The 14,563-nt window shown below is 44.6% G+C and carries 14 protein-coding genes and 1 other annotated feature; of the genes, 7 read left to right on the top strand and 7 right to left on the bottom strand.

Features of this window, described 5'->3' with window-relative positions; genetic code table 11:
- Nucleotides 1-96 precede the first annotated feature (96 nt).
- Complete coding sequence (locus AB5123_RS01595) at nucleotides 97-822, bottom strand: pseudouridine synthase (RefSeq protein ID WP_038673478.1); 726 nt, start codon at nucleotides 820-822, stop codon at nucleotides 97-99.
- Between the two features lie 204 nt (nucleotides 823-1,026).
- Nucleotides 1,027-1,482: a DUF4830 domain-containing protein gene (locus AB5123_RS01590; protein ID WP_117857149.1), complete on the bottom strand. Its 456-nt coding sequence runs from the start codon at nucleotides 1,480-1,482 to the stop codon at nucleotides 1,027-1,029.
- A 459-nt stretch (nucleotides 1,483-1,941) separates the two neighbouring features.
- Here AB5123_RS01590 and AB5123_RS01585 point away from each other — a divergent pair, with 459 nt between their 5' ends.
- The 7 genes from AB5123_RS01585 (at nucleotide 1,942) to aspS (ending at nucleotide 8,291) form a co-directional block, all read left to right on the top strand.
- Nucleotides 1,942-2,679, top strand: a complete 738-nt coding sequence (locus AB5123_RS01585; RefSeq protein WP_022287014.1) for a P-loop NTPase — start codon at nucleotides 1,942-1,944, stop codon at nucleotides 2,677-2,679.
- A gap of 108 nt (nucleotides 2,680-2,787) precedes the next feature.
- Nucleotides 2,788-3,195 carry a methylglyoxal synthase gene (gene mgsA / locus AB5123_RS01580; protein WP_022287015.1) on the top strand — a complete coding sequence of 136 codons (408 nt, stop codon included), beginning with the start codon at nucleotides 2,788-2,790 and terminating at the stop codon, nucleotides 3,193-3,195.
- A 14-nt stretch (nucleotides 3,196-3,209) separates the two neighbouring features.
- Nucleotides 3,210-3,417 (top strand) — a binding site (T-box leader).
- A 147-nt stretch (nucleotides 3,418-3,564) separates the two neighbouring features.
- Nucleotides 3,565-4,158, top strand: coding sequence for a YdcF family protein (locus AB5123_RS01575; RefSeq protein WP_289147927.1), 594 nt, complete (start codon nucleotides 3,565-3,567; stop codon nucleotides 4,156-4,158).
- Nucleotides 4,159-4,304: 146 nt separating this feature from the next.
- Nucleotides 4,305-5,633 carry a histidine--tRNA ligase gene (gene hisS / locus AB5123_RS01570; RefSeq protein ID WP_368364478.1) on the top strand — a complete coding sequence of 443 codons (1,329 nt, stop codon included), beginning with the start codon at nucleotides 4,305-4,307 and terminating at the stop codon, nucleotides 5,631-5,633.
- Nucleotides 5,634-5,636: 3 nt separating this feature from the next.
- Nucleotides 5,637-5,951, top strand: coding sequence for a hypothetical protein (locus AB5123_RS01565; protein ID WP_022287018.1), 315 nt, complete (start codon nucleotides 5,637-5,639; stop codon nucleotides 5,949-5,951).
- A complete protein-coding gene (locus AB5123_RS01560) occupies nucleotides 5,951-6,469 on the top strand; it encodes a hypothetical protein (protein WP_337812193.1) in 519 nt (172 codons plus the stop codon). Before AB5123_RS01565 ends, AB5123_RS01560 begins: the two co-directional genes overlap by 1 nt.
- Nucleotides 6,470-6,512: 43 nt before the next feature.
- Entirely contained in the window at nucleotides 6,513-8,291 is a 1,779-nt protein-coding gene (gene aspS, locus AB5123_RS01555; protein WP_337812192.1) for an aspartate--tRNA ligase, read from the top strand.
- 64 nt (nucleotides 8,292-8,355) lie between these two features.
- On the opposite strand, the gene AB5123_RS01550 is transcribed toward aspS, so the two are convergent.
- The 5 genes from AB5123_RS01550 to AB5123_RS01530 all read right to left on the bottom strand — a co-directional run bounded on the left by AB5123_RS01550 (nucleotide 8,356) and on the right by AB5123_RS01530 (nucleotide 14,474).
- Complete coding sequence (locus tag AB5123_RS01550; RefSeq protein ID WP_148303599.1) at nucleotides 8,356-8,568, bottom strand: hypothetical protein; 213 nt, start codon at nucleotides 8,566-8,568, stop codon at nucleotides 8,356-8,358.
- A 137-nt stretch (nucleotides 8,569-8,705) separates the two neighbouring features.
- The gene (locus AB5123_RS01545) at nucleotides 8,706-10,478 is read right to left on the bottom strand and encodes an ammonium transporter (RefSeq protein WP_051706769.1); all 1,773 of its coding nucleotides are present in this window, start codon (nucleotides 10,476-10,478) and stop codon (nucleotides 8,706-8,708) included.
- A gap of 175 nt (nucleotides 10,479-10,653) precedes the next feature.
- A complete protein-coding gene (locus AB5123_RS01540) occupies nucleotides 10,654-12,735 on the bottom strand; it encodes a glutamine synthetase III (RefSeq protein WP_256321977.1) in 2,082 nt (693 codons plus the stop codon).
- Between the two features lie 298 nt (nucleotides 12,736-13,033).
- Nucleotides 13,034-13,636: an HdeD family acid-resistance protein gene (locus AB5123_RS01535; protein WP_051706771.1), complete on the bottom strand. Its 603-nt coding sequence runs from the start codon at nucleotides 13,634-13,636 to the stop codon at nucleotides 13,034-13,036.
- Nucleotides 13,637-13,847: 211 nt separating this feature from the next.
- A complete protein-coding gene (locus tag AB5123_RS01530) occupies nucleotides 13,848-14,474 on the bottom strand; it encodes a V-type ATP synthase subunit D (protein ID WP_046441532.1) in 627 nt (208 codons plus the stop codon).
- Between the last annotated feature and the right edge of the window lie 89 nt (nucleotides 14,475-14,563).

The following is a 14,563-nucleotide window of genomic DNA, read 5'->3' as shown; positions in this document are numbered from 1 at the left end:
CATAACAAATTTTTAACATACCCGCAAGAGTTTTTTTTACTAAACTTTATTATATCTCATTATGAATATTGACGAAAATTCACATAGAATAGGTAATTACTTACATTTAAACGATTTCGCTGTCAATAATCTTTCAACATCTTTGTGCATTATTTCTAAACAGCTTCCAAGAGGCAGGTCCGGATCTAAAGGCAGTTCTCCGATCTTTATCCGCTTAAGAAAAACAACTTTATTTCCCAGCTTTTCAAACATTCTCTTGACCTGATGATACTTACCCTCATGAAGCACAACAGTACATTCATCGGGACAGTTCACACTTGCGGAAAATTCCGCAGGCAGACATTTCTCCCCGCCGTCGATAGTCATGCCCTCAGCGAATGCCTGAGCATAATTTTCCTGCCAAGGGTCACGAAGTCTGACGAAATAGGTTTTCGGAACATGGGTCTTAGGGGACAACATTCTGTGGGCGAGAGCTCCGTCATCAGTGAGAAGCACAAAGCCCTCAGTATCCTTATCGAGCCTGCCCGCAGGGAAAAGTCCCTCCCTGAACATCTCAGGAGGTACTAGCTCAAGGACAGTTTTCGACTCTCCGTCACGAGTGGAGCAAACCACACCCTGCGGCTTGTTCATCATTATGTAGACAAACTTTTTATAGCATATCTCCACGCCCTTTACGGCAACAATATCGTTTTCGCTGACCTTAGCATCAGCCGCCTTGGCGACCTTTCCGTTTACAGTCACCTGACCTTTTCTGCAAAGCTCTCTCACCATGCTTCGGGAAATATCATTACGCTGTGAAGAAACAAATTTATCAAGTCTCATAGCAAAAGCCTTTCTGACAATTTTCTTATAAAGATTATAGCATACGATACCGCCAAAAGTCAAATATGCGAAAAAACTTGACCAAAAGCAAACGCCTGCAGATATGCTCCACAGGCGTTTTATTACTATTTGTATCGGTTTTTTTCGACCTATGAAGCATTAGTTTACCCTTGTTCATAATGCCGACGTTTCACGCTCAGTCGTCTACTTTTTCCTCAGCCCCTGCATAAATCCGTCCAGCTCCGCTGAGCATACATCTCCTCCCACAAGCTGTCCCTCACAGACGATAAGATTAGCCCTGACCTCCTGCTTCTTATTCCCATAATTCTTCACAGCATATGTATACACCTCAGCGGTTTTCCCTTTATAGTCCTCCAAGTCAAAGCCCTGCTGCTTCTGAAGCTTATTATACTTTTCATACACCTCATTGAATTCTTTCGGTATGGTCACCGCCTTGCATTCATCGTATTCGTCAGACACCTCCCAGCCCATTTCTTTCAAAAACGCTTGTCTTTGCGCTTCGCTTTTCATCTCGTACACCGCAGGCGACGATATCCTCACCACTGTCACTATTATCACCGCCAACAGTGCCAACGCCGCCAGAACCGCCCCAATCACCGCAAATGTTGGCTTTTTTACTTTTATTGTCTTGATAAACATACCCTTTTCCTCGCTTTCTGTTTTCAAAGTTTGTACATTTATATGTATTGTTCCAAAAATTATAACTACCTGTCCGATTTTTTATTTTGTTATATAATTTTCAAAAATAATTTTTATAGCATTAATAATCTTATTGTATAATATTTTTATCGGTTTGCTATGATTTATTATTACAAACTCTGTAGCGCTGATATGGCATTGTGCAAAATTGACAAAAATAAAAGTGAAAATTAATGTGAATTAACGATTTTGTATTTTTTTGTACAAATGTCTTTGACAATTTCAAAATATGTGGTACAATATTATTAGGTAACGCTATGCTTCTCCGCATTGCCTGCGGAGGGTACTGAAACGTTTTCTTAAATCTGCCTTTTCACGGCTGTGAAGGGGCAAGCTATTATTGCTGATGCGTTCTGCGGTCAGCCGCAGGATTGATATATGAAAGGAGCAATGAGTTTTATGTCAAAAATTATTGCAGTTACTTCCGGTAAAGGCGGAACAGGCAAATCTTCTATAAGCGCCTGTCTCGGTTATGCCCTTGCCAAGCAGGGAAACCGTACACTTATAATTGAGCTTGACTTTGGTCTGAGATGTATGGATATCATGCTTGGTATGCAGGGTAATATTACATACGATCTAGGTGACGTTCTTGAGGGTACTTGCGACGTATACAAGGCAACAACAACTGTTAAGCTTGCTTCAAACCTGAGCGTTCTCTGTGCTCCGTCCGACCCGTTCGTTCAGCTCAAGGCTGAGGATATCGAAAAGATCACACAGGAAATGAGAAAGTATTTTGAATACATAATCATTGACACCTCTGCAGGTATCAACGGTTCTGTATTTGATATAGTTACTAATTCCGACCTTATACTTATAGTTACAACTCCTGATCCTGTATGCGTAAGAGATGCGAGAATGATGTCAGATGAGTTCTATAAGAGAGGAAATCAGAAGCAAAGACTTGTTATCAACAAGGCAAACAAGAGAATATTCGAGTTTGACGAAATGGACGACCTTGACGCTATCATCGACACAGTCGGCGTTCAGCTTCTGGGTGTTATCCCTGAGGACAGTGCTATCCCTCTTGCAACAGGAAAGGGTGCGCCGCTTTCATCAAGCTCTATGGGCTTCCTTGCATTCTCTGCTATTTCAAGAAGAATAAAGGGCGAGCATATACCCCTCTCCATCAAGGTCTGAGTATATTATCAGCCGTGTGCGTGAGGATATCTGCGCATAGTGCGGCTGTTTTATATCACGAAACTTATTTGTTCATTAATATACCAATATATAAACGGGGGGTTTCCATTGAATATTGCACTTATTGCTCATGACACAAAAAAGGAACTCATGGTACAGTTCTGTATCGCCTATTGCGGTGTACTCAGCAAGCACAATCTTTGTGCCACAGGTACTACGGGAAAAATGGTAGCCGAAGCAACAGGCCTTAACGTTCAGCGTTATCTCAGTGGCTCACAGGGCGGCGACCAGCAGATCGCAGCGAGAATATCCTGCAACGAGATAGACCTGCTTCTGTTTTTCAGAGATCCTATCTCAGTGAAGCCACACGAACCTAATGATATGAATCTCCTCAGACTTTGCGATGTACACAACATTCCGGTAGCCACAAACATTGCCACTGCCGAAGCGCTTATCCACGCACTTGAGCGAGGCGATCTTGACTGGAGAGATATCGTTAATCCTACAAAGATATAATTGAAATTTCATATACAAAAGCGATGAAAGGGAGAGTATTCCGTTCTTATGTTTCAGCGAGAGCCGTTGGTGAGAGGGTTCACACAAAGGGCAGGAAGAAGGACACCTTGGAGCTTCCGTTTGTTCAAGAACGGACGTATAGCTGCGTTAAAGCGTTAGAGTGATCCGGCACGAAGATGTTCGGATAATTAGGGTGGTATCACGGTAAAAGTCGTCCCTTACTAGGGGACGGCTTTATTTTTTTATCCACCACCCGTAGGGGAGCGGCTCAATTTCTGCTTCACAGAAATGCAACGTCCCGCTTTTTCGCTCCTCACTTACTCTCGAATACCTTATCTCAGCACACCAAAAAGCAAAGGCGGTATAACAATGAAAGCCAGCCAGCTAACAAAAGAAAACATCACCCCCGAAATAGTAGACAAGCTTCTTTTCGAGGGTCTTGACTATAAAGGCGAAACTGCCGACGTTATAATAGTTCTGGGAAGCCGCAAAGCCTGCGACTATCGTGTTCCCCTTGCGGCAAAGCTTTTTCATAAGGGGAAAGCCCCCAAACTCGTTTTCTGCGGCGGAAAAGTGCAGAAAACCTCGCTGGGGGAAATGGCTGAGTATAAAGCTATGCTCATAGCTGCCGAAAAATGCGGCATACCACGCAGTGCGATACTCACGGAAACACAGTCGCTCAGTACCGTGGAAAATCTGCAAAACGCAGCCGAGCTTGTAAAAAAGCATTTTCCAAACTGCAAAAGCATTATTATAGTCACTACCGCATATCATATGCGCCGCGCAAAAAAGCTTGCGGAGCATTTTTTCACACAGAAAATTATCCCCTGCCCTGCCAGCCGTGGCAGTACACAGCGAAATAATTGGTCAATGACCGAAAAAGGCAGCACAACAGCACTTGACGAATGCCTTAAATTCGGTTATTATATAAAAAAAGGTTTTATTGACGATTTTGAAATTTGAAACGTTGTAATTAACAGCATCAAGGCTCTTTAATGTAGTGGTGAACAGTGTTCGCCCGTTTATTAACAACGTCCCGATATCACAGCTATTTAAACGATATCGGTATTCAAAAGTTCAAGACAAAATACAGAAAGGATCGTTATTATATGGCATTGATAGTTAAAAAGCCAAAAGGCACAGAAGACATCGTTCCCTCAAAGGTCTATAAGTGGCACACTGTAGAGAAGATAGTTTCCGAAGCTGCCGAAATATACGGCTTCAAAGAAATAAGAGTACCAACTTTTGAGGAAACAGGTCTGTTCGTGCGTTCTGTTGGCGAAACAACAGACGTTGTTCAGAAAGAGATGTATTCAGTTTCCGCAGCAGGCGACTCAAAGTTCACACTCCGCCCGGAGGTAACATCAGGCGCAATGAGAGCAGTTCTTGAAAACGGTATTATGAACGAGGGTCTGCCGCAGAAGGTCTATTATATCCTCTCATGTTTCAGACACGAGAACACACAGAAAGGCAGACTCAGAGAGTTCCACCAGTTCGGCTGTGAAATGGTCGGCTCTGAAAGCCCAAGAGCAGACGCAGAGGTAATTTCACTTGCAAAAAGCGTTCTTGACAGAGCAGGGCTCAGAAACATCAAGCTCAACATCAACTCTATAGGCTGTCCAACCTGCCGTGCAGAGTATCGCAAGGCTCTGAAAGAGTATTTTGCCGCAAGAAAAGACCAGCTTTGCGAGACCTGTCGGGACAGACTTGACAAAAATCCAATGAGAATACTTGATTGTAAAATCAAACACTGTCAGGAGCTTGGCAAGGACGCCCCTGTTATCCTCGATTATCTCTGCGATGATTGCAAAGAACACTTTGAGAAGCTTCAGGAGTACCTCTCCGTAATGGGCATCGACTTTGACATCAACCCTAAGATAGTAAGAGGTCTTGACTACTATACAAGAACAGTTTTCGAGTTCATCACCGATGAGATAGGCGCACAGGGTACAGTCTGCGGTGGCGGACGTTATGACGGACTTATCGAGCAGCTTGGCGGCAAGCCTACCCCTGCCCTCGGTTTTGGTCTGGGACTTGAAAGACTTCTCATGGTAATGGACGCTCAGGGCTGCGACTATATGGAGCCAAAGACCTGCGACCTTTATATCGTACCAATGGGCGAGGACGCCCTTAAAAAGGCAATGGGCATAGCCTCCGAGCTTAGAGAAGAGGGCTGTTTCGTAGAATATGACCTTATAGGCAAAGGACTTAACGCTCAGATGAAGTATGCAAACAAAACAGGTGCAAAGTTCGTTATGGTGCTTGGCGACAACGAGATAGAATCAGGCGTTGCAAAGCTCAAAAACATGGCAACAGGCGAGCAGACAGATATCAGGCTTGACAACACCATTGCCGAGAACTTTTCAAACGCACTTATGGCAGATATGTTCAAGGATATCGACGCTGATATAGAGAAATTTATCGGAAAGGAGAACTAAGCAATGAGATGTGAACAGTGCGAGAAAATACCTTTGGTAGAAATACACACTCCGCAGGAATATATGCTCTGCATAGGTTCTCTTGCAAGAATGCTGCTGGCAGGGGAAGTTGAAATGACCTATCAGACCTGCCCACTTGATAAGATAATGGATAACGACAACAAGTGGTATGCCGAAAAGCTTTTCCACCAGTTCAGGTGTACAAAATGCGGCACTATCTATGGTATGCTCTGCAACACCCACACAGGCGGACAGATAAAGATAAACGACAAGGTCTTTGACCCTGCTGATTATCCCGATAAAAAGGAAGATAAATAATGCTTGCAATAAGACCCGTGACCTATGAGGTAGAGACCTCACTTTCGCCCAAAAGAGTTCTCAGAAAGCTTGACGGTGACCTTATAGAGCATAGACCAACCATAAACATTCTCTCCCAAAGCAAGTTCATGAAAAACCACCGTGACGATACCATTTTTTATGGCTACCGCACAGGCACCGAAAGCTTTCAGATATTCCACCACACTGCCAAAAAGCGTGACGGAGGCTCAACAGGCTTTTATGGCAAGGTAGAAAAGACCCCCAACGGCTCTAGGATATACGGCAAGTTCAGAAAGCCTATCTATGCCTATGTTGTGGGCGTCATATGGACGGTGATTGTGCTTTTCCTCACCCTTATGCTTGTGGCACTGGAAGAGAAAACAGGCGCAGTATGCTTTGCCGCAATATGGCTCGTGGGATTGTTCCTCATGTTCTGGGACAACAAGAAGAAGTTCGTCAGAGCCTATCTCGACAGCTTCCCGCCTGCTGTCAGCAAAACAGACGAAAGCGACGAATAATTTTTTTATCAATATAAACCCAAAGAAAAGGAAGTAATGTAAAATGAAACTTGATACAATGAAGGGCTTACGCAGGACCCATTACTGCGGCGAAGTGCCTGAAACAGAGCAGGAAGTCGTTGTATGCGGCTTTGCCGACAGAGTAAGAGATATGGGCAACCTTATCTTCATCAATCTCCGTGACAGAACTGGACTTGTACAGCTTGCATTCAATGATGAAACAGACAGAGCCGTTTTTGAAAAGGCTCAGCTTGTAAAAGGCGAGTATGTCCTCATGGCAAAGGGTATGGTACGTCCTCGTGAGAGCGTAAACGAAAAGCTAAAAACAGGCAAGATAGAAGTTGCCGTAACAGACCTGAGAATTCTCTCAAAGGCTGAAACAACGCCATTTGAGGTAACAAACTCAGATAAGGTAAACGATGAGCTGAAGCTCAAATACCGCTACCTTGACCTTAGAAATCCAAAGCTTCAGAAGAATATCATCACCCGTCATAAGATCGCTCAGATAACAAGAGAGTATTTCTATGACAATGGTTTCCTTGAAATAGAAACACCTATGATGATGAAGTCCACCCCTGAGGGCGCAAGAGATTACCTCGTTCCTTCAAGAGTTCACGCAGGCAAGTTCTATGCACTTCCACAGTCACCGCAGATATACAAGCAGCTCCTTATGATATCAGGTTATGACAGGTATATCCAGCTTGCGAGATGTTTCCGTGACGAGGACCTGAGAGCTGACAGACAGCCTGAGTTCACACAGATAGACCTTGAGATGTCCTTTGTCGATCAGGAGGATATCCAGGCTTGTATTGAGGGCTATATCGAAAAGCTTTTCAAGGAGATACTCGGTGTAGAGGTAACGCTCCCACTGCCAAGACTGACATTTGCAGACGCTATGAGCCGTTATGGCTCTGACAAGCCTGATACACGTTTCGGCATGGAGATACAGGATATCACAGACGCCGTTAGGGATATCGACTTTGTGGTATTCAAGTCAGCTATCGAGGCAGGCGGCTCAGTTCGTGCAATAAACGTCAAGGGCGGTGCGGCAACATACACAAGAAAAGAGATCGACAAGCTTGTTGAGCACGCAAAGGGCATAGGTGCAAAGGGTCTTGCATATATCCGCTGGGCAGACGAGCCAAACTGCTCATTCAAGAAGTTTCTTGGCGAGGGCGATCTTGAAAAGATAAACGCAGCCGTTGGAGCAGAAAAGGGCGACCTCGTTCTTATCTGTGCAGACAAGAACAAGGTAGTTCTTCCAACTTTGGGCGCACTCAGACTTATCTGCGGAAAGCGTCTTGGCGTTATCCCAGAGGGCAAGTTCAATTTTGTATGGATAACAGAAATGCCTTTCTTTGAGTATGACGACGAGAACGACACATGGGTAGCAGCGCACCACCCATTCACAATGCCAATGGAGGAGTGCCTTGACTATCTTGACACCGACCCTGCAAACGTCCGTGCAAAGGCATGGGATCTTGTCCTCAACGGCACAGAGCTTTCATCAGGCTCAATGAGAATAACAGACTTTGAGCTTCAGCAGAAAATGTTTGAAGCACTGGGCATGACGGACGAAGAGATAGAAGCAAAGTTCGGCTTCCTCGTAGACGCCTATCGTTATGCCGCACCACCGCATGGCGGCATGGGCATAGGACTTGACAGACTTTCCATGATAATCTGCAATGCCGACAGCCTTAGAGATGTAATAGCGTTCCCAAAGGTACAGAACGCCAGCGAGCTTATGAGTGCTTGTCCGTCCACAGTAGACGAGAAGCAGCTTGAAGAGCTTCACATCAAGACCACAGAAATAGAAGAATAATTCGCATTAACGCAAACAGGACAGCTCATGAGGGCTGTCCTGTTTTTGTTTTATTGCACAAATCCTAATGACCGCACAATGTATATGTAGGGGCGAACACCGTTCGCCCCTCGAAGTAACAAGCCACGATGACAACATTGTCCGATAACCGCAAAAACTCTCCACTACATCTTATTCGGGCAAGTTCTTCCGCCGCAAAATCGCTACGCTCGATGCTGACTTTTACTTTGTGCTTGTTCTTTACTCTGGTCGGCTTTGCCCATTCCTCACTCCTCACTCCTCATTCCTCACTTATACTCCCCCTCATAGAAACTTGAAACCCGCAGCCGAATTACTCGACCACGGGTTCCAAGCTATAATTTATAAGTGGGATGGGGGCAATTTTATTGGGTAGTCACCCGTCATCTTTAAGGCTTAATCGTCCTGAAGTGCGTCATAACCCTCTTCATTCGTTCTGATCTTTACTACGTTCTCAATGTTGTATACAAAGATCTTTCCGTCTCCGATATGACCTGTATAAAGGGCTGCCTTTGCAGCATCAATAACTGCTCTTGTTGGTACCTTGCAAATAACGACCTCGACCTTTACCTTTGGCAGCAGATTTGTTTCAACAACTGCACCACGGTAATACTCAGGCTGTCCTTTTTGCATTCCGCAGCCAAGAACGTTCGTTACTGTAACACCTGTTACGTCGATGTCCTCCAAAGCTGTGATAAGATCGTTGAGTTTCTGCTGCTTGCAGATGATAGCGACCTTTGTCATCTTAGGTGTGCCGTCAGCAGACGGTGTGTCTGTTGCATAAGATTCTACCTTGATGGCCTTCTCAACAGGAACTACAGGCTCTGTTGACTTGTCTACCTTTACAACGCTCTTTGCGTCGTCCTTTGTATAGCTGAGCATTGCCTGTGACATTGCTGGTGCGAAGTCAGCGTAAGAAGATACAAGACCATGCTCTGTAACGTCAAGACCAAGGATCTCTTCCTGCTCGGAAGCTCTAAGACCGATCGTGTGCTTGATGATCTGGAATACGATAGTCATTGTGATAGCTACCCAAGCGATAACTGATACCATACCGAGAAGCTGGATACCAAGGAGATGTGCTCCACCGCCTGTGAAGAGTCCCTTTTCACCGCAAGTACCGTCTGAGAAAAGACCCACTGCGATAGTACCCCACATACCGTTGAGCATATGAACTCCACAAGCACCAACTGGGTCATCTATCTTGAGTACCTGATCTATAAACTCTACACCTACAACTACGAGGATACCTGCAACGATACCGATTATAGCTGCTGATACTGGTGAAACTGTGTCGCATGGAGCTGTGATAGCTACCAGACCTGCAAGTGAAGCGTTAAGTGTCATTGAAACATCAGGCTTCTTATACTTGATCCAAGTAAAAATCATTGTTGTGATAGTTGCAACTGCTGCTGCAAGGTTTGTTGTTACGAAAACTTTACCTGCAAGCGGGATAGCATCGCCTTCCATTGAAGTTGTTGAAGCACCATTGAAACCGAACCAGCAGAACCAAAGGATAAAGCAGCCAAGTGCGCCAAGTGTAAGCGAGTGACCTGGGATAGCCTTTGCCTTGCCGTTCTTGTCATACTTACCGATACGAGGACCAAGGATAGCTGCGCCAACGAATGCTGCAACGCCGCCTGCCATATGTACGCAAGTTGAACCTGCGAAATCATGGAAGCCGAGGTCTGCAAGCCAGCCGCCGCCCCAGATCCAGTGAGCCTCGATAGGATAGACCAGAAGGCTTATAATTGCTGAATAGATACAATAAGAAATGAACTTTGTTCTTTCTGCCATAGCTCCAGAAACGATAGTTGCTGCTGTTGCACAGAAAACTGTCTGGAAGATAAGGAAAGCAAAGAAAGGCACTCCGTCTGGAGCAGCTGAGGCATATGTAGAATCAGCTATTCCCTTATAAGCTCCGATAAACTTTCCGTCGCCAAACATTATACCGAAACCAAAGAGCCAAAACAGCGGAGTTCCGATACAGAAGTCCATCAGGTTTTTCATGATTATGTTACCTGCGTTTTTCGCACGGGTGAAGCCCGTTTCAACCATTGCGAAGCCTGCCTGCATAAAGAATACAAGTGCAGCTCCCAACAGTACCCATATAGTATTGACGGCACTGAAGCCTGTGCTTTCAGCCAATACTGTTACAGTGTTTGTCATATCTTTTTCCTCCTAAAATACAAAAAAGTGTATGACGACCAAAGCCATTCGGCTCGGTCTGTCATACACTTCATTGTGCATTCCGTATATTATTGTAGCTGTAGGGGAACAAAATAGTAGATCTGTGGTTAGTTTGTTATAAAGTCCGTGTTATATTGAAAATTTGAATTGTCCCTTACTTAACGTAGAACAGCAGGTCGCTGTATGTTGGATAAGGCCAGTACTCCTTGCCTACCAGTGTTTCGATCTTATCAGCCGGAACTCTGAGAGCGCCCATATCTGCAAAGATAGTATCGTGGAAGAAGTTTGCCATTTCCTGTGTGTCCTCGATAGCGTGTACTTTCTGTACATCAGCTTCCAGTGTGCCAAGTGCCTTGTACATCTCAGTTACGAGAGCTGAAATTTCCTTAACGGTCTCTTCCTCAAATACAGTTTCAGCACCGCAGCTCTTTGCAAGCTCAGCAGTCTTTGCGATATCCTTGATATACTTAGCTGCAGCAGGAAGGATCTCCTTCTTAGCCATGTCGATCATTGTAAGAGCCTCGATATTGAGCGTCTTGCAATACTCGTCGAGGAGGATCTCAACTCTTGACTGAAGCTCAGCTTCTGTATAAACACCGTACTTAGAGAATACGTCAACATTCTTTTGTGCAAGGAATGCAGGAACAGCTTCAGGAGTTGACTTAAGGTTAAGAAGTCCTCTCTTTTCAGCTTCAACAGGCCACTCGTCTGAATAACCATTGCCGTTGAAGATGATGTTCTGATTTTCCTTGATAGTTCTCTTGATAAGATCGTCAAGAGCGTCCTGGAAGTTGTCAGCCTTTTCAAGCTCGTCAGCAAACTGATCGAGAACGTCAGCAACGATAGTGTTAAGAACTGTGTTAGGACCTGCTACTGAAAGCTTTGAACCAGGCATTCTGAACTCAAACTTATTGCCTGTGAATGCAAATGGTGAAGTTCTGTTACGATCTGTTGTATCCTTAGGGAAGTGTGGCAGAACGTCAACACCGATCTCCATCTCAACTCTCTTGTCCTCATACTTAACGCCGTTTACGATAGCATCGAGAACGCCTGTAAGCTCGTCGCCAAGGAAGATAGAAATAATAGCCGGAGGAGCTTCGTTAGCGCCAAGTCTATGGTCGTTACCAGCAGAAGCAACTGAAGCTCTCAGGATATCCTGATAATCATTTACAGCCTTGATAACTGCTGTAAGGAACAGGAGGAACTGAGCATTCTCGGCAGGTGTTTTACCAGGATCAAGGAGGTTTACACCTGTGTTTGTTGAGATAGACCAGTTGTTATGCTTACCGGAACCGTTGATGCCAGCGAATGGCTTCTCATGAAGCAGGCACTTGAAGCCGTGCTTTCTAGCTGTTCTCTTCATGATCTCCATTGTGAGCTGGTTGTGGTCGGTGGCGATATTTGTTGTGCCATAGATAGGAGCAAGCTCGTGCTGAGCAGGCGCAACCTCGTTATGCTTTGTTTTAGCGTAGATACCAAGTTTCCAGAGCTGCTCGTCAAGATCTTTCATGTAAGCCTGAACTCTTGTCTTGATAGTACCAAAATAGTGATCTTCAAGTTCCTGACCCTTTGGAGCAGGTGCGCCGTAAAGCGATCTGCCTGCAAGGATAAGATCCTCTCTCTTTGCATACATCTCTCTGTCTACAAGGAAGTATTCCTGCTCAGGACCAACGTTTGCTGTAACTCTTGTTGCGTCTGAGCCGAACAACTTCAGAATTCTGAGAGCTGACTTATTGATAGCTTCCATTGAACGGAGAAGCGGAGTTTTCTTATCAAGTGCTTCGCCATTATATGAACAGAAAGCAGTAGGAATACAAAGTGCTTTTTCCTTAATGAATGCATATGAAGTTGGGTCCCAAGCTGTATAGCCTCTTGCCTCGAATGTTGCTCTCAATCCGCCTGAAGGGAAAGAAGAAGCGTCAGGTTCGCCCTTAACAAGCTCCTTGCCTGAGAACTCCATGATAACGTGACCGTCCTCAGTTGGTGAGATAAAGCTGTCGAGCTTTTCTGCTGTAAGACCTGTCATTGGCTGGAACCAGTGAGTGTAATGTGTGCAGCCCTTTTCAACTGCCCAATCCTTCATTGCATTAGCAACGATGTTTGCAACCTCGATATCAAGTGGATCGCCGTTGTCGATAGTCTTCTTCAAAGCCTTGTATGTAGCCTTTGGAAGTCTTTCTTTCATCACTGATTCATTGAATACGTCTGAGCCGAAATATTCAGGAACGTTTGCCATATTGAATTCCTCCTATTATAAATTATAGTCTAAGAAAAATAAAAAAAGACACTGCGAACCTAAGTGGTTCACAGCGCCTTTGCTGTTTACAGTTATGAGTATATACCTTTTGACCTCATTTGTCAAGGCTTTTTTTAATTTTTATAGACTTTTACAAATCAACGCAAAAATATTTGTTGAAACTTGTGAAATCACATCTCATGTCAATAAAATGCACATATTTTTGTAAAGAAATACATCAAACTGCTAAAATAGTGAAAAAAAGTGGGCGACCCTAGGTCGCCCCTGCGATAATATCCTAAATATCTATATAATGATCCTTATCAGGTCTGTCTTTGAGCTCTTTTTTCATAAGCTTATTTACCTTTTTGAGCTTTGAGCCTGCGGTAAAACAGCCGAAGATATTCGTCACACCTGAAACGAGCAGAGCGATACCAAGGACTATCATTGCGGTTTCCCCTAAAATAAGAGGGTCAAAGAGGAGAAGTATACCAACGAGAGTGGTAACAGCGGCTGAGATACAGCTTACGTTCCAGCTTTCTACACCTGCACGTCTAAGGTTAAGGGAGTCCTGAATGTTCACGATGCCGCTTATGAGCATATAAAGTCCGCAGACAACGGCAATGACTTTCGGGATAAAATCAGGTCTTATGATAATGAAAATGCCTATGGCAGCGAGGATGATCCCTCTCACAAGGCTTGAAGAATAGCTCTGGTCGTCTCTGCCCATGGCGAAGTATCTTATAAGCTCCACTGCACCGAATGCGGTGAAAAGTCCACCAATAACATAGCCTATGGCGGCGGTGAAGAAATTAGGGTCGATTATGAGCGCAATGCCCAGCACTACGCAGAATATGGACAATATCCAATAGCTTCTGAATACTTTTTTGATATATTCCATTTTTTATCTTTCCTTTCATGTTTTTATAATGCTGCAAGCTGGCGACCAGACGTGCGACCTCAGGTCGCCCCTACAATTTATTTGTGCAGTACAAGGGTGTTGCATTAATAAAATTATGGCGTGAAATGCCCGTCACGGAGAGTGACCGCCCCCACAATAAACAAAACAACGTTGAAAAGCGGGCTGTCGAGGGCGCCAGCCCCTACAATTATTATTTCTGTGCCGACTTTAGCTTTGCCGCCTTTATTACTTTCATTCGTGAGAACTCCTCTCTGTCCTTTTCTTCAAGAGAGTCAGTAATGAATTTCACTATGTGTTCATTTCTTGGAATGATTATGTTTTGCAGGGCGTTTGCTCTGCGCTGTGTCTTTTTTATGGCTACGGACAGTCTGTAGATACTGTTTTCCACCTCTGCGAGGACTGCTGTGGTCTGTTTTACCTTTTCAAAGGCAAGATAGGCTCTGTCAAGCTGAGAATCGGTCTGAGAAAAGCCGTATGTGACTTTCAGAGGGCGTTCTTTAAGGGTGACCTTTGGCAGCTCAACGCCCATGACGCTTCTTGTGCTTATCTCAACGCCTGTTTCAACAGGGATACAATTTGCATAAGGTGTAACAAGACCCATGGAGATATTTGCAAGCTGGAGTGCGCTGTAGGCTTCCTTGTAGGTGTCCTCAATGCTTCCTCTAAGCTCCCCTGCTTTGTCAACAAGGCTCATAAGCTCTCTTATAAGGATATTTCTTTTTCTGTCCAGAAGCTCATAGCCCAATGCGGCAAGCTTCAGAGCCTTTTTATAAAGTATAAGATTTCCCTTTGTGGCAAAGACCTGCTGTTCAGCCATTGGTCACACCCTCTTTGGTATGATATTAGCATAGTCCAAACTGCTGACTACAGTGGTGACAGGCTATGCTTATTTTGATATAATAAGAA

It is taken from the genome of Ruminococcus sp. RTP21204st1_B2_RTP21204_210225 (assembly GCF_040914135.1).
GTDB classification, from domain to species: domain Bacteria; phylum Bacillota; class Clostridia; order Oscillospirales; family Ruminococcaceae; genus Hominimerdicola; species Hominimerdicola aceti.
Note: the sequence above shows the minus strand (reverse complement) of the source record. Positions and strands in the feature narration are given on the sequence as shown.